Annotated in this window: 16 protein-coding genes and 1 tRNA gene; 5 read left to right on the top strand and 12 right to left on the bottom strand. The window is 68.1% G+C overall.

Translation table 11 applies throughout. The features are described 5' to 3' along the window. Positions 1-47 precede the first annotated feature (47 nt). Both MLP_RS05205 and MLP_RS05200 read left to right on the top strand, forming a co-directional pair. A complete protein-coding gene (locus MLP_RS05205; RefSeq protein WP_013861967.1) occupies positions 48-1550 on the top strand; it encodes an ABC transporter permease in 1503 nt (500 codons plus the stop codon). Beyond that, the gene (locus MLP_RS05200; protein WP_013861966.1) at positions 1547-2641 is read left to right on the top strand and encodes an ABC transporter ATP-binding protein; all 1095 of its coding nucleotides are present in this window, start codon (positions 1547-1549) and stop codon (positions 2639-2641) included. Before MLP_RS05205 ends, MLP_RS05200 begins: the two co-directional genes overlap by 4 nt. Positions 2642-2798: 157 nt before the next feature. On the opposite strand, the gene rplL is transcribed toward MLP_RS05200, so the two are convergent. Both rplL and rplJ read right to left on the bottom strand, forming a co-directional pair. Further along, entirely contained in the window at positions 2799-3191 is a 393-nt protein-coding gene (rplL, locus tag MLP_RS05195; protein WP_013861965.1) for a 50S ribosomal protein L7/L12, read from the bottom strand. A gap of 42 nt (positions 3192-3233) precedes the next feature. Next, positions 3234-3893, bottom strand: coding sequence for a 50S ribosomal protein L10 (gene rplJ / locus MLP_RS05190; RefSeq protein WP_013861964.1), 660 nt, complete (start codon positions 3891-3893; stop codon positions 3234-3236). Positions 3894-4350: 457 nt separating this feature from the next. Between rplJ and MLP_RS05185 the strand changes: the two genes are divergently transcribed. Together MLP_RS05185 and MLP_RS05180 are read left to right on the top strand one after the other, a co-directional pair. After that, complete coding sequence (locus MLP_RS05185) at positions 4351-4908, top strand: C40 family peptidase (RefSeq protein ID WP_013861963.1); 558 nt, start codon at positions 4351-4353, stop codon at positions 4906-4908. A 155-nt stretch (positions 4909-5063) separates the two neighbouring features. After that, positions 5064-5558, top strand: coding sequence for a GNAT family N-acetyltransferase (locus MLP_RS05180; protein WP_013861962.1), 495 nt, complete (start codon positions 5064-5066; stop codon positions 5556-5558). 9 nt (positions 5559-5567) lie between these two features. On the opposite strand, the gene MLP_RS05175 is transcribed toward MLP_RS05180, so the two are convergent. From MLP_RS05175 to MLP_RS05145, 7 genes are all read right to left on the bottom strand, one after another. Then, positions 5568-6380, bottom strand: coding sequence for a hypothetical protein (locus tag MLP_RS05175; RefSeq protein WP_013861961.1), 813 nt, complete (start codon positions 6378-6380; stop codon positions 5568-5570). Positions 6381-6436: 56 nt separating this feature from the next. Continuing rightward, positions 6437-7138, bottom strand: a complete 702-nt coding sequence (rplA, locus tag MLP_RS05170; protein ID WP_013861960.1) for a 50S ribosomal protein L1 — start codon at positions 7136-7138, stop codon at positions 6437-6439. A gap of 303 nt (positions 7139-7441) precedes the next feature. Continuing rightward, entirely contained in the window at positions 7442-7873 is a 432-nt protein-coding gene (rplK, locus tag MLP_RS05165; protein WP_013861959.1) for a 50S ribosomal protein L11, read from the bottom strand. Positions 7874-8006: 133 nt separating this feature from the next. Then, on the bottom strand, positions 8007-8909 hold the full coding sequence (gene nusG, locus MLP_RS05160; protein ID WP_013861958.1) for a transcription termination/antitermination protein NusG: 903 nt from the start codon (positions 8907-8909) through the stop codon (positions 8007-8009). Positions 8910-8946: 37 nt separating this feature from the next. Further along, a complete protein-coding gene (secE, locus tag MLP_RS27005; RefSeq protein WP_013861957.1) occupies positions 8947-9411 on the bottom strand; it encodes a preprotein translocase subunit SecE in 465 nt (154 codons plus the stop codon). A gap of 74 nt (positions 9412-9485) precedes the next feature. Beyond that, positions 9486-9558, bottom strand: a tRNA-Trp gene (locus MLP_RS05150). A 319-nt stretch (positions 9559-9877) separates the two neighbouring features. Further along, positions 9878-11152 (bottom strand): aminotransferase class I/II-fold pyridoxal phosphate-dependent enzyme, encoded by a 1275-nt coding sequence (locus MLP_RS05145; protein WP_013861956.1) that lies wholly within the window; start codon positions 11150-11152, stop codon positions 9878-9880. 706 nt (positions 11153-11858) lie between these two features. Here MLP_RS05145 and MLP_RS05140 point away from each other — a divergent pair. Then, entirely contained in the window at positions 11859-13349 is a 1491-nt protein-coding gene (locus tag MLP_RS05140) for a long-chain-fatty-acid--CoA ligase (RefSeq protein WP_013861954.1), read from the top strand. Positions 13350-13672: 323 nt separating this feature from the next. Here MLP_RS05140 and MLP_RS05135 read toward each other — a convergent pair whose 3' ends face one another. From MLP_RS05135 to MLP_RS05125, 3 genes are read right to left on the bottom strand one after another with little or no spacing between them, the layout of a single operon-like run. Beyond that, on the bottom strand, positions 13673-14716 hold the full coding sequence (locus tag MLP_RS05135) for a UDP-N-acetylmuramate dehydrogenase (RefSeq protein WP_013861953.1): 1044 nt from the start codon (positions 14714-14716) through the stop codon (positions 13673-13675). Beyond that, positions 14717-15160, bottom strand: coding sequence for a MaoC/PaaZ C-terminal domain-containing protein (locus tag MLP_RS05130; protein WP_013861952.1), 444 nt, complete (start codon positions 15158-15160; stop codon positions 14717-14719). Continuing rightward, entirely contained in the window at positions 15157-15582 is a 426-nt protein-coding gene (locus tag MLP_RS05125) for an FAS1-like dehydratase domain-containing protein (RefSeq protein WP_013861951.1), read from the bottom strand. Before MLP_RS05125 ends, MLP_RS05130 begins: the two co-directional genes overlap by 4 nt. Positions 15583-15610 lie beyond the last annotated feature (28 nt).

The following is a 15610-nucleotide window of genomic DNA, read 5'->3' as shown; positions in this document are numbered from 1 at the left end:
ACCGACGCCAGCAGACCCGGGCCCGGCAACGCCCGGGTCTGCTGGCGTTGCTTGCCGTCTCAGCGACGGCACTCTGCTCGGTCCCGCTGGTCTACCTGGTGGTCCGGGTGGCCGCCGGCGGAACGGCCGCGATCGACCGCTGGCTGCTGCGCGAGCGCACCCTCGACCTGGCCCTCACCACGATCGGCCTGACGATGGCCGTGATCGCCGGCTCGGTCGCACTCGGCACCGCCACCGCGTGGGCCACGACCCGGGTCCGGCTCCCGTTGCCGGGTCTGTGGCTGGTGCTGGCGGCCTTGCCGCTCGCGGTGCCGTCGTACGTCTCCGCTTTTGCCTGGATCGCCACCATTCCCGGCCTGAACGGATTCTGGCCGCTCGTCGCCATCATGGTCCTGGCCTGTACGCCATACGTCACACTGCCGGTCAGCGCCGCCTTGCGGATGGCCGACACCCGCCAGCTGGATGCCGCCCGAACGCTGGGCTCGGGACCCGGCCGGACGTTCTGGACCGTCACGGTCCCGCAGATCGCCCCGGCGGCCGCGGCCGGTGCGCTGCTGGCCGGCCTGTACACGATCGCCGACTTCGGCGCCCCGGCCATGCTGCGCGTCCAGGTGCTCACCTGGGCGGTCCGCGCGACCTATCTGGTCTCCTTCGATCGCAATGCCGCCGCGGCACTGGCACTGGTGCTGGTCGCGCTGGCGCTGCTGCTCACCGTGGCTGAGCTGACCGCCCGCCGGGGCGCCGGACGCCGCCGGCCGTCGAGCAATGCGCCGCGGCCCAGTCCTCGCCCGGTCCCGCGCGGCACGGCGATCCTGATCATGATCGGGCTCGCCGCGGTGGCCGCCGGCGCGGTCGGGGTTCCGCTGGCCGCGCTGCTCCGCCGGCTGCTGCTCGCCGGCGGCACTGTCGGGGCCCTCGACTGGGACCGGCTGACCAACAGCGCCGTGACGACCCTCGGACTCGGGATCGCCGGGGCCGTCGCCGCCACGGCGTTCGCACTGCCGCTGGCCGCCCTGGCTGCGCGCTATCCGGGACGACTGGCCGAGACCCTGCAGGTGCTGGCCTTTCTCGGACACGGGCTGCCGGCGATCGTCGTCGGTCTCGCCCTGGTCTTCACCACCTTGGCGCTGGCGCCGTTTGCCTACCAGTCGTACGCCGCGCTGGTGTTCGCGTACGTCGTGCTGTTCGTGCCGAAGTCGCTGGCCGCCTCTCGGAGCGCGTTGGAGAACGTGTCCCCCACCTTGGATCTGGTGGCGCAGACGCTCGGCCGGTCCCGCCGGCGGGCCTTCTGGGAGGTCACCGTGCGGCTGGCCTGGCCCGGCGTCGCAGCCGGTGCCCTGCTGGTGATGCTGACCGTGATGAAGGAGCTGCCGGCCACCCTGATGCTGCGTCCGACCGGCAGCGCCACGCTGGCCACTGATCTGTGGGATCGGACGGCCATCGCCCGCTATGGGGCCGCGACCCCGTACGCAATCGCACTGGTCGTCTTGGCCGCGCTGCCTGCGTGGCTGCTCTCGGATCGGCCGCGGCGCGAGCGAGTCGGCTCATGAGCGCGCTGCTGGTACGCGGGTTGTCCGCCGGCTACGGCGGACCGCCGGTGCTGCGGTCGATCGATCTGACGGTCGCCGACGGTGCCCTGGCCTGCCTGCTCGGTCCGAGTGGGAGCGGAAAGTCGACGCTGCTCCGCTGTCTGGCCGGACTGCTGCCGACCGAGTCCGGCACGGTGATGGCCGGAGGCCGCCGGCTGGACGACCTCCCACCGGAGCGGCGCAGGGTCGGACTGGTGCCGCAGGACGCCGCGCTGTTCACCCATCTCGACGTGGAGCGCAACGTCGGATACGGGCTGAACCGCCTCTCTCGACCAGAGCGCCGCGACCGGGTGGCCGAGCTGCTCGAGCTGACCGGTCTGACCGGCCTGCAGCGGCGGATGCCGTACGAGCTGTCCGGTGGCCAGCAGCAGCGAGTAGCGCTGGCTCGTGCCCTGGCGCCCCGACCGGAGCTGCTGCTGCTCGACGAGCCGTTCAGCGGTCTCGACCCGCAGTTGCGGGTCGAGCTGCGCGATCAGGTACGCGCGGTGTTGACCGAGCTGCGGACCACAGCGCTGCTGGTCAGTCACGATCGCGACGAAGCGCTGTCCACCGCCGACCAGGTGGTGGTGATGCGCGAGGGAGAGATCCGGCAGGCCGGCACTCCGGTGGAGATCTACCGGTATCCGGCCGACCCCTGGACCGGCCGGTTCGTCGGCGACGCGATCATCCTGTCCGGCGTGGCTGACGATGCCCACGTACGGTGTGCCCTCGGACGGCTTCCGGCCGTGGGGGATCACGGCGGCCCACCGTCCGGCCCGGTCACCGTCCTGCTGCGGCCCGAGCAGCTGCGACTTCGGCCGGCGACATCGGCGCCCGTTTCGACTCGTGGGCCGGTCGAGGTGACCGTCACCGCGGTCGCGTACCGGGGTCGCGACTGGCGGATCGACGCCCTCACCGACAGCGGTGAGTCCGTGCTCGCCTGGTGGCTGGACGACCCGGACGCCGCTGACGACCCCGGCGGAACCAGCACCCCAACCCCCGTCCCGGGCACGCGGCTCGCCGTCGACGTGTCCGGCCCGGCCCTGATCTTCGCCCCCAGGTCTTCCTCCTGATGTTGCTCGATCTTGTCGGCTTCGCTCGGGCTACAGATAGAGCAAGACCGACAAGATCGAGCAGATCCGGGGACGCGAGCCGAGGACGACGAAGGGCGCGGGACCCGTGCGGATCCCGCGCCCTTCGCGCGTCTGCTGGGCGTACGCCCGGCGTGACTTACTTGACGGCCACCGTGGCGCCGGCGCCCTCGAGGGCCTCCTTGGCCTTGGCAGCGGCCTCCTTGGTGACCTTCTCCAGGACGGCCTTGGGGGCGGCCTCCACCAGCTCCTTGGCCTCCTTCAGGCCCAGGCTGGTGAGCGAGCGCACCTCCTTGATGACCTGGATCTTCTTGTCACCGATGGACTCGAGGATGACGTCGACCTCGTCGCTCTCCTCCTCGGCCGGGGCGTCATCGCCACCGCCGGCGGCGGGGGCAGCGGCGGCCACGGCCACCGGAGCGGCGGCGGTGACGCCGAAGGTCTCCTCGAACTGCTTCACGAACTCGCTGAGCTCGATCAGCGTCAGCTCCTTGAAGGCGTCCAGGAGCTCGTCAGTGCTGAGCTTCGCCATGATTGGCGTTCCTTTCGTTCTGTTCTGCAGCGGTGCTGCGGATCACTGGTCCGCGGCGGCGTCGGCCGCCTCGGTGGTGGGTTCTGCAGCGGGTGCTGCTGATTCGCTCGCCTGGGCGGCGAGTTCCTCGTTGGTCGGCTCCTGGGTCTGCTCGGCAGGTGCACCTGCACCGGCGATGAGCGACGGGTTCTCCCCGGCTGCCTTCTCCAGTGCCGCGATGAGACGCGCGGCCTGGGACAGCGGGGCGGAGACGAGCGAGATGGCCTGCTGCAGGACACCCTGCATGCCGCCAGCGACCTTGGCCAGGAGCACCTCGCGGGACTCCAGATCGGCCAGCTTCTTCACCTCGTCGGCGCTGAGGGCCTTGCCCTCGAGTACGCCACCCTTGATCACCAGAAGCGGATTGGCCTTGGCGAAGTCACGCAGTCCCTTCGCGACGACGACCGGGTCGCCGTCGATGAAGGCGATCGCCGTCGGGCCGACGAGGAGATCCTCGACGCCCTCGACACCGGCCTGCTGGGCCGCGATCGTGGTCAGCGTGTTCTTCGACACGGCGTAGGTGGCATCGTCTCCGAGATTGCGCCGAAGCTCCTTCAGCGCCTTCACGGAGAGTCCGCGGTACTCGGTCAGCACAGCGCCCTGCGAGCTGGTGAACTTCTCCGCCAGCTCGGCGACCGCGGCTGCCTTGTCCGGCCTCGCCATACGTGTCCTCCACAACGTTCCGACTTCTGACGCACTACGGGCGTAGCGCTTCCGCGTCCCACCGGTCGAAAGTGAAGGGCCCAGAGAACAGAACGGCCCCGGTGCGCAGGCACACGGGGCGACATCGACGGGTACGGCTTCGGCCCCTGTCGGGAGCGTCGCACATCGTCGAGGACGATCATGTTCACCTGCGCGGGCCACCCCGATATTCGGGAGTCTTCGGATCGAGCCAGGCTCGAGTCAACCAGCGGTCTTCGGCGTCCAACATCGTACGCGACCAGACGCTGCGAGCCCAAATCGCCAACCCACAGGCCAAGGTCACGTACAGATCTCGAAGAAACGGAGGGAAATCTGACGGTTGGCACAGAATATCTCGGTTTGGTAACGTGCGAGCGCCGACGGGGTGGTGATGACGCCTTCCCTCAGCCTGTCACCGATACCAAGGGGAGATGCGTTCATGACCATCGTCAAGCGGGTCGCCGCTGGCACTGCCGTGTTCGCGCTGGCGTTCTCGGCTTTCGCCGGCACCGAGCTGCCTGCCCGGGCCGATGTCACGAAGCCCGCCGCACCGATCTCCGCTCTGCCTCAGAGCGGCGCCAGCCCGCAGCTGGTCGGCTCGGTCACCGCCGCCCAGGTCAGCCTTGTCAAGAAGAAAAAGAAGAAGAAGTCGAAGGGCGCCAAGGCGTTGGCCTTCGCCAAGAAGCAGCTGGGTGATCGCTACCGTTACGGCGGCACCGGCCCGGATGCCTGGGACTGTTCGGGTCTGACCCGCGGCGCCTGGAAGTCCGCAGGCAAGAAGATCCCTCGGACCTCCCAGGCTCAGTCGCGCTTCGGCAAGAAGGTGAAGAAGTCCAAGCTCAAGAAGGGCGACCTCGTCTTCTTCTACTCCGGCAAATCCCACGTCGGCATCTACGCCGGCAAGGGCAAGGTCATCCACGCCTCACGGCCCGGCAAGCCCGTGGCCTACATCAAGATGAAGTACATGCCGTACGCGGGAGCCCGCCGCCCGGGCTGACCGAAAGACCGGGTCTGCGGCATGCCCCCCATCAGCCGTACACCCGAGTGTGAGCGTCGCTCCGGCCGTCCCCCTTCTTGTGAGCCGGAGCGACGCTCACACGCTCACGAGAAGGTGAACCAGCGCTTCCGCCGGTGAGCACTAGGCTCCAGCCCGTGATCGAGTCCGAGCTGCCCCCTGGAATCCGGCCCGCCGAGGTCGACGATGTCGCCACCATTCATGACCTGATCTGCGACCTGGCCACGTACGAGCGGGCCCGCGATGAGGTCAAGGCGACCCCAGACCAGCTCCGGGCCGCGCTCTTCGGCCCGACCCCCGCCGCGTACGCCCTGGTCGCCGAGGTCGACGGACAGGTCGTCGGGTTCGCCCTCTACTTTCTCAGCTACTCCACCTGGGATGGCGTCCACGGGATCTATCTGGAGGACCTGTACGTCCGACCCGAGCAGCGTGGCAGCGGGCTGGGCACCGCGCTGCTGTCGTCCCTGGCCACGATCGCGGTGAACCGCGGCCATACCCGGGTGGAGTGGTCGGTGCTGAACTGGAACACTCCGTCGATCGAGTTCTATCGCAGTCTCGGGGCCGTCGCCATGGACGAGTGGACGAGGTACCGGCTCACCGACGAGGCCCTGGCCCAGCTGGCTGCTCGCTGACCGAAGTGGCTACTCGGCGAATCGGCTGAGCGCGATCGTGCCGCCGATGGCGCAGAGGAAGCCGGCCGCGGCGACCAGCGTACGGCCCTGCGCGATACCGTCACCGAACAACAGCAGACCGATGGTCGACGGAACGACCACTTGGATGACGAACGTGGTCGCCGCCACCACCGTGGCCTTGCCACGCTGTAGGGCGACCGCGAACAAGGCGATGCCGAGCGGTCCGTACGCGAGGATCGCCCACAGCAGCGGGTTGGTCAGCAGCTCGAGGCTGATCGGATCCGAGCTCATCGCGCGGGCGGATGTCGCCACCCCGCTGAACCCCAGTCCGGCGGCGATGGACAGCAACGCCACCGAGGCGCGTCCAGTCAGCTTGAATCCCAGCAGCCCGATCGTCAGGGGCACCAGGACCAGGCCGAGGATCAGCCAGTCCTGAGAGCGCGAGGTGGCGGCGGCCGCCGCCGGGCTCGCGCTGAGACTGAGCAACACCAGGCCGGTGACGAGGACGCCGAGCGCGCCCCAGTCCCGCCGGGCCAGATGCTCCCCGCGCAGCGCCGCGCCCACTGCAGTGACGCCCACGCTGGCGGCGATGATCGCCTCGACCAGGAACAGCGGCAGCTGTCGCAGGGCAACCACGCTGCCGACGAATCCGAGGGTGTCGAGGACCAGACCGGCCAGGTACGGCAGCTGCGCGAAGATCCCGAGCACCCCGCTGACCCCAGCAGCACTGGCAGCCCGTCGGGCGCCGACGGACTGCAGAACCGTCGCCACCCCGTAGGAGAGGCACGCCACGAAGGCGGCGACCCAGCTCACGACGAGCATGGACGAATCCGGAGTCTACGGGGTGGGGTCAGATCACAGGAGCCGGCCGACCGCGATCACTCGGCGTCAGGCTTGGTCTTGTTGGTGTCGACGGGGATGCCCGGCCCCATCGTGGTGGAGATGGTGGCCTTCTTCAGATAGCGACCCTTCGAGGCACTCGGCTTGAGCCGCAGCACCTCGTCCAGCGCGGCGAAGTAGTTCTGTGCGAGCTGCTCGGTCGAGAAGGACGCCTTGCCCACGATGAAATGCAGGTTGGCGTGCCGGTCGACCCGGAACTCGATCTTGCCGCCCTTGATGTCGGACACGGCCTTGGCCACGTCGACGGTCACGGTGCCGGTCTTCGGGTTCGGCATCAGGCCACGCGGACCGAGCACCCGGCCAAGCCGACCGACCTTGCCCATCAGGTCGGGGGTGGCGACGACCGCGTCGAAATCGAGGTAGCCGCCGAGCACCTTGGTGATCAGCTCGTCCGAGCCGACCTCGTCGGCGCCGGCTGCCTTGGCGGCCTCCGCGCGGTCACCGGTGGCGAAGACGAGGACCCGTGCCGTCTTGCCGGTGCCGTTGGGGAGGTTGACCGTGCCGCGGACCATCTGGTCCGCCTTGCGCGGGTCGACGCCCAGGCGGAAGGACACGTCGACGGTCTCGTCGAACTTGGCCTTCGTGTTGCTCTTGGCCAGCGTCAGTGCCTCGACCGGCGAGTAGAGCAATGTCCCGTCGATGGTCGCCTCTGCGGCCCGGTAGTTCTTGCTGCGCTTCATGTCTGGTTCCTTTCACCAGTTCTGGTTCAACGGGCAACGCATGCCCTCCCAGGTGAGTTGAGATGACTATTCAGTTGTAGTGGGTGCGAGTCTCTCTAGACTCCACCACCGCTTCTTGGACCCGGCCACCGCCGATTTTCGCGCCGCCGAGTTGAGGAGCGGCTTGGTGAAACACGCTTTTCGTTTCACCAAACGCGACGAAATCGGCGGGTAGAAGCGAAAATCGCAGCGAGCGGTAGCGAGCAATCAAACACAGGGGTCACGTTACGAATCCACGGTCACCACCATGTCTGACCAAGCCAACTACTCCGCGACCGTGACTCCCATGGAGCGGGCGGTGCCCTCGACGATCTTCATGGCGGCGTCGACGTCGTTGGCGTTCAGGTCGGGCAGCTTGGTGGTGGCGATGTCGCGGACCTGGTCGCGGCTGATCTTGCCGACCTTGTCACGATGCGGGACGCCGGAGCCCTTCTGGATCCCGGCGGCCTTCTTGATCAGCTCGGCGGCCGGCGGGGTCTTGGTGATGAAGGTGAACGAGCGGTCTTCGTAGATGGTGATCTCGACCGGGATCACGTTGCCACGCATGGGTTCGGTGGCCGCGTTGTAGGCCTTGCAGAACTCCATGATGTTGACGCCGTGCGGGCCGAGCGCCGTGCCGACCGGCGGCGCCGGGGTGGCAGCGCCGGCGTTCAGCGCCACCTTGACGAGGGCGGCGACCTTCTTCTTGGGAGGCATTGCTGTCTGGGTCCTTCTGTTGGGTTTGCGCCGGGCTTCCGGCGGGTGTGCGATGGTCAGGCTGGGCTGCCCAACCGGTCAATGGTACGTGAAACGGGCCGGTGCCTGCTCCGTACCGCCAGCGACCAGTCGCTCAGACCTTCTGGATCTGGGCGAACGTGAGGTCGACCGGGGTCTCGCGACCGAGGATCTCGACCAGCGCCTTGAGCCGCTGGGCATTGGCATTGATCTCGGTGATGGTGGCGTGCACGCCGGCGAACGGCCCGTCCACGACCATCACGGAGTCGCCGGCGGCGAAGTCTGCGACCTCGACCTTCTTCTTACGCCGGGTCGGACCCTCGGAGGTGGCGGTAGCCGCCGCGATGACCGCCGGGGCGAGCATCTTCTCGACCTCGTCCAGGCTCAGCGGCACCGGCTGGTTGGAGTGGCCTACGAAGCCGGTCACCGACGGCGTGTGCCGCACGGTCGACCAGGACTCGTCGGTCAGCTCCATCCGTACCAGCACGTAGCCCGGCAGCACCGTCCGGCGGATCTGCTTACGCTGTCCGTTGCGGATCTCGGTGACCTCTTCGGTCGGGACCACGATCTCGAAGATGTAGTCCTCCATGTTCAGCGAACTGACCCGGTTCTCCAGATTCTGCAGCACCCGGTTCTCCATGCCGGAGTAGGTGTGCACCACGTACCAGTCGCCGAGCTTGCTCCGCAGCTCGCTGCGGAAGGCCTCCAGCGCCACCTCGGCGGGGTCGGGCCCGTCCTCGGCGTCCTCGTCCTCGGGCTCCTCCTCGGCCTCGGCGGCACCGAGATCGATGTCGAAGTCGTCGTCGGACTCCTCCACGACGGACTCGCCGCCGAAGTCGAGGTTGATGTCGAGGTCGTCCTCGTCGCTGCGGGAGCTGAAGCCGCCGCCGAGATCGATGTCGAAGTCGTCGTCGCCACCGCTCACCTCGGCCGAGCCGAGATCGACCTCGGGCGTCGCGGAGCCTTCCGACTCATCAGCCGCAGGGCGCGGCGGTTCGGCCGAAAAGGTCTCAGACACGTGTATCTCTCCAGTTGCTAGGGGTGTGAGGAGGTGGTTAGGCGAAGATCCGGAAGATCCCGGCGCCGATGCCCAGGTCGAGCAGGCTGACGTACGCGATGATGAACAGGACGAAGATCAGCACCACCACGAAGTAGTTGCCCAACTGCGAGCCGGTGGGATAGACCACCTTGCGCAATTCGTCGATCGACTGCCGGATGAAGGTGATCGGCCCGGTCCGTTTCTGCGCCGGCGCGTCGTGCCGCTGCTTCGGCGTGGCCTTGCCCTTCTTGGCCTGCCCCGCAGACGATCCGGACTCCGACGCCTCCCTGGCAGACCGTGCGGCGCTTCCGGCGGTGACCAGCTCGCGTTCCGTCGAACTGTCCTCCGACTCGTCGTCCTCGGCCTCACCGATCTGATCGGCCAGCTCGGCGTTGGTCGGCTCGACCCCGCCTTCGGCGTCAGCCGGGGTGGCTTCGGCGTCCGGCTCGTCGGCCGGGTCCACCTTGTCGCCATCTGCCACGTCGTCGCCCTTCTCCTGCGGTCGTTCTGCACCCGCCCCGCCGGGCGTCGACGACGCCGCGACGGGCGGATCTGCAGGGCAAGAGGGACTTGAACCCCCAACCTTCGGTTTTGGAGACCGATGCTCTGCCAGTTGAGCTATTGCCCTTCGGCGCCGGATCCCTAGACCGTGCGTCCACCCTCCAATCTAGCCAATCCCGCGGCTGATCAAGGGCGCGCACCATCCTAGGTGTCCAGCACCAAGACCGAGAGTGTAGTCGGCCAGGAGGGTGGTGTCGAACGGCGGCCGTAGCGAGCAGGTGCCCGGGTGCGTGCCGCGCAAGGCGGAGGAGGAGTCGGATAGCGGGGTTCTATCCGCGACGACGACAACGCAGCGCGGTGCGTGCTCGGGTGCCGCGCAGTAGGTCGGCGCTCGACACCACCCTCCTAACGCGACGCGTCGAACCGGCTAACTCCACGACCCTTCGTCACGCGCTGGTCCGCTGCTCCACGGCGGCCAGTAGCACGCAGGTGCACAGACCCTCGATGGCGGCGGCGACATCGTCCGGGGAGGGGAAGGTCGGCGCGATCCGGATGTTGCGGTCGCGGGGGTCCCTGCCGTACGGGAAGGCGGCCCCGGCGCCGGTCATGGCGATGCCGGCCTGCTTGGCCAGCGCGACCACCCGAGTGGCGCAGCCGTCGGGCACATCCAGGCTGATGAAGTAGCCGCCTTCCGGCCGGGTCCACGTCGCCACCTGATAGCTGCCGAGCCGTTCCTCGAGAATGGTCTCCACCTGCTCGAACTTCGGCTCGATGATCGCCCGGTGCTTGCGCATCAGGGCGCGTACGCCATCGGCGCTGCCCAGATAACGGGCGTGCCGCAGATGGTTCAGCTTGTCCGGGCCGATGGTCCGCTTGCCGAGGTGCTTGAGATACCAGGTGACATTGGCCGGCGAGCTGGCGAAGAACGAGACCCCAGCTCCGGCGAAGGTGATCTTCGAGGTGGAGGCGAACACGAACACCCGGTTCGGGTTGCCGGCCTCGGTGGCCAGGCCCAGCACGTCGACGGCCGGGTTCTCATGGTCGGTGAGGTGGTGGACCGCGTACGCGTTGTCCCAGAAGATCCGGAAGTCGGGCGCCGCCGCGGGCATCGAGACCAGCTCGCGGGTGACCTCTTCGGTGTAGACGGCACCGTTCGGGTTGGCGTACGTCGGCACGATCCAGATGCCGCGGACGCTCGGGTCCTCGGCGACCCGCCGCTTGACCGTCTCCAGATCGGGGCCGTCGGATCCGAGCTCGACGGTCTCCATCGCGATGCCGTACTGCTCGCACAAGGCGAAATGCCGGTCATAGCCGGGCACTGGACAGAGGAAGGTGATCTCGTCCTGCACCCAGGGCCGCTCGGAGTCGACGGTGCCCTTGAGCAGGGAATAGACCAAGGTGTCGTGCATGATCGAGAGGCTGGCGTTGTCGCCGGCCACCAGCTGTGCCACCGGCACATTGAGCAGCTCGGCGAAGATCTCGCGGATCTCCGGCAGCCCCTGACCGCCACCGTAGTTGCGGACATCGGTGCCGTCGGCGGCCTTGAACTCCCCCTCACCCGGCAGGCTCAGCAGCTCATTGGACAGATCCAGCTGGGCCGGAGCCGGCTTCCCGCGGGTCAGATCGAGCTTCAGCCCCTTGCCCACCAGCGTGTCGTACGCAGTGGTCAGCTCGCCGTGCAACGCGGCGAGATCGGCGGAACTGAGATCGGACAGGCTCATTCAGGGCTTCCTTAGTCGATGGTCGATGAGCGCGCAGCGGCGTTCCGCTTGCGGTGGATCGGCGGCGCCTCGTTGTCGCCGGGTGCGATTCTACGGCCCAACTCGAACTGAAGTGCGGGTCCAGAATCCGAGATCACCCGGCCCGCAGATCCCACTTCGCACCAGCTGATGCGACCGCGCACCACGTACACGGGGTGCGCAGATGACCCGGTTGGTGCGGAGTGGGAATCGGGCCACACGACGTGGTGCGCAGATGACCCGGCTGGTGCGAAGTCGGAATGGGCAACCCGGCAAACAGGTCCGTGAGCGGGAAGAGGACGTGCCCGGCGCGCGGAGGAGCGATGAGCGAAGCCACGCCCGCGAGTGAAGCGAGCCGATTCAACAGAGTTCGTCGTCGCCAAGAGTGACGACGTAGCCGGTGAACGCTCGTCATCGTCGCGAACAGGCCCACCACATGGGCGCAGCGATGGCGCGGTCGTGCGCGACCCCCCGCACTCCGACCGCGCCCCACTCGCTGACGCGACACCTCCCCAGACCCGGGAGGCTCTAGTCACCGTGTCCGACACGGGCTTCAGCCAGTGGCAGCTCGATGAACGAGTAAGGCGAGCCTAACCTATGTTTCGAGGAGAGTCAACACCCATCGTCAGAAATTCTTCTGAGTCGCGAAGCTGGTGCAAAGTGTGGCGTACGCCACTAGGTTCGAGTCATGAGTGCGAACATCGCCCGCTGGCTCACCGACCGCGCCAGCTCCGAACCCGGACTGCCCGCCATCAAGCAGGGCGAGCACGTCCTCAACTATGCCGCGCTCGACGCGGCCGCGGCCCGGTGCGCCACTTTGCTCGCCGACCGCGGAGTGACCGCGGGGGACCGGGTCGCGCTGATCATGCCGAATGTCGCGTACTTCCCCATCGCCTACTACGCGATCCTGCGACTCGGCGCCATCGTGGTGCCGATGAACCCGCTGCTCAAGGCGGGTGAGATCGCCTACACCTGGCAGGACGCCGGAGTGAAGGTGGCGGTGGTGTTCGCGGTGTTCGCCGAGGAGGCCGGCAAGGCGGCCGAGGTGACCGGGACCGACCTGCTCGTCGTGGTGCCCGGCGAGTTCGAGCAAGCGCTGGCCGGTGCGGCCCCGACCGAGGCCGTGGCCGAGCGGACCGGCGAGGACACCGCGGTCATCCTCTACACCTCCGGCACGACCGGAAAGCCCAAGGGCGCCGAGTTGAGCCACGACAACCTCGGCAGCAACGTGCGCACCGATCTGGCTACCTTGATGCCGCTCGAGCCCGGCGACGTGGTGTTCGGCGGACTGCCCTTGTTCCACTCCTTCGGCCAGACCTGCGGCCTCAACGCCGCGATCGCCGCTGGCGCCTGCCTCACGCTGCTGCCGAAGTTCGACCCCGAGGAGGCGCTGCGGATCGTGGCCGCCGACGGCGTGACGGTGTTCCTCGGCGTGCCGACCATGTATGTCGGACTGCTTTCCGTGTCGGACCCCGGCAGATTCGACACCAGCAAGCTGCGACTGGCGGCGTCCGGTGGCGCCTCGCTGCCGGTGGAGGTGCTGTACGAGGCGCAGCGTCGATTCGGGTTCCAGCTACTGGAGGGGTATGGGCTGTCGGAGACCTCCCCGATCGCGTCCTTCAATCATCCGGATCGGCCGGCCAAGCCTGGCTCGGTGGGGACGCCGATCGCCGGTGTGGAGTTCCAGCTCTGGGATGCCGACGACACCGAGGTGGCCGACGGTGAGGTCGGCGAGATCGTGATCCGCGGCGAGAACGTGATGAAGGGCTACTGGAACAACCCGGACGCCACGACCGAGGCGATGCGCGGCGGTTGGTTCCACAGCGGCGACCTCGCGACCCGGGACGCGGACGGGTACTACTTCATCGTCGACCGCAAGAAGGACATGATCATCCGCAACGGGCTGAACGTGTATCCGCGAGAGATCGAGGAGGTCCTCTACACCCATCCGGCGGTCGCGGAGGCGGCAGTCTTCGGCGTGCCGGACGCCCTGCACGGCGAGGAGATCGCTGCGCTGGTGACCCTCAAGGAGGGCGCGGAGGCGACCGAGGAGGAGATCCGCGACCACGTGAAGGACCGGCTCGCGATCTACAAGTATCCGCGAATCGTCCGGTTCGGCACCCTGCCGAAGGGCCCCACCGGGAAGATCCTCAAGCGGGAGATCAAGCTCGACGCCTGAGCGTATGGGCGGATCGTGACATTCGTGCGGCTCAACGAGCTCCAGCGGCGCGACATGCCGCGTTGGCGGGGTTGAGCCGCGGAGTTGTCACACTTCCCGACTCTGACCCAGCTCCGCGATTGCGGTGGGCGGAGCTTCTGACTCTCCGGGTCTATCGGGGTGGGTGCGGGGGTTTGGTCGGTGGTTCTCGAGTGAGTGCGCACTCACTGGTGCGCCGTGGTTGCTTCGCGTGAAATGAAGCAACCACAGGGCACCAGTCGATGACCTCGCCGGGTGGGCTGAGGTCGTCAGAACGCTTCCCGGACGTGTCCGGTCGGGTGTGCTCACAAGAAGCAGCCCACTAGCACGGGCTCCGGCACCAAGGTGATGCCGAACTGTTGCACGACGCCGGAGCGGACCTCGCGGGCCAGCTCCAGCACATCGGAAGCGCTCGCGCCGCCCCGGTTGGTCACGGCCAGCGTGTGTTTCGTCGACAATGTGGCTCGGCCCGTGCCGATCTCGGTGCCGAACCCCTTGCCGAAGCCGGCGTGCTCGATCAGCCAGGCGGCACTGGTCTTGACCCGCCCGTCCGGCTGGTCATAACGCGGCGCCTCCATTGGCAGCTGGGCCGCCTCGGCGGACGTCAGGATCGGGTTGGTGAAGAAGGAGCCGGCACTCCAGGTGTCATGGTCGCCGGCATCCAGCACCATGCCTTTGCCGGCCCGCAGCCGGAGCACCGAGGCACGGACCTCGCTCGCCGGCACCCGGGTGCCTACGGCCACGCCCAGCGTCCGGGCCAGTTCGGCATAGCGGACCGGCGCCGACAGCGCGCCCAGGGAGAACTGGAAGGTCACTTCCAGCACCAGATAGCGATCCGGCTCGGCCTTGAACCGTGACCAGCGGTAGCCGAAGCCGCAGTCAGCAACCGAGAAGGTGGTCTGGCGCCGGGCGACCCGATCCCAGGTCCGGACGCTGGCGATGGTCTGGGAGACCTCGGCGCCGTAGGCCCCGACGTTCTGGATCGGGGTGGCGCCGACCAAGCCGGGGATGCCGGACAAGGCCTCGACGCCGCTCCATTCCTGTTCGACCGCGCGCGCGACGAACCCGTCCCAGTCCTCCCCTGCGGCAACCCGGACCGTTGCCCCGCTGCAGGTGGAGACGTCCGCATCGATCCCGCGCGTGGCAATCCGGACCACCGTGCCGTCGAATCCCTCGTCGCCGATCAGCACATTGGATCCGCCACCGAGCACCAGCACCGGTTCCCCGGTCTCGTCGGCGGCCCGAACGGCATCGATCAGGTCGGCCTCGCTGCCGGCGGTGATCATGGTCCGGGCCGGTCCCCCGACCCGCAGCGTGGTGACCTCGGCGAGGGTGCCCGCGAGACTCACCTATGCCCCGAGATCCACGACAGCCCCGAGGTCCACGACGGCCCGAGCTGCGCCGAGGACCTTGACCTCATCGGCGACCGCCTCGATGGCGATAGTGACCTCCGACCCGTCGATCGACTGAACGACCCCGTTGAAGACGACCTCGGCACCTTCGGCGTCGTCCGGCACCACGACCGGCTTGGTGAACCGGACGAAGTAGGAGCGCACCCGCGCCGGATCGCCGACCCAGTCGGTCACCAGCCGTAGCGCGCTGCCCATCGTCAGCATGCCGTGCGCGATCACACCGGGCAGGCCGACCTGGGCGGCGTAGAAGTTCGAATAGTGGATCGGGTTGAAGTCGGTGGACGCACCGGCATAGCGGACCAGCGTCTCCCGGGTGAAGTGGACGCTCAGACTCGGCAACCGGTCCCCGACGCTGACCTGGGCAATGTCCAGCTCACTCATGAGTCCCCCTCGTGGGCGTGGAAGAAGGTCGCCGCAGCAGTGCAGATCAGCTCGCCGTCCAGGGTCTCCACTTCGACGGAGGAGGAGATGATGTCGGAGGCACCACGGTTGCGTACCCGGTCGATGGTCAAGGTGGCCTGCACCGTGTCACCGGGGCGCAGCGGGCGCTGGTAGGTGAACCGCTGATCGCCGTGCACGATCCGGCGCAGCGCCAGCCCGAGCTCAGGGTCGTCGAACATCGACTCCCACGCCGCCGACGAGATCACCGCGACGAAGGTCGGCGGCGCGATCGGGTCAGCACCGAAGTAGGCGGGATTGTCGTCGCCGAGAGCACGAGCGAACTCGGCGATCTTGGCTGCCGAGACCTCGTACGGTGCGGTCGGCGGGTAGCGACGACCGGCATGGTCGGCGGTGATGGGCATGAGGCAACGTTAGTCCAGATCGAACCGG

This window comes from Microlunatus phosphovorus NM-1, from assembly GCF_000270245.1.
GTDB lineage: Bacteria > Actinomycetota > Actinomycetes > Propionibacteriales > Propionibacteriaceae > Microlunatus > Microlunatus phosphovorus.
This window is presented reverse-complemented; position numbering and strand designations above follow the sequence as displayed.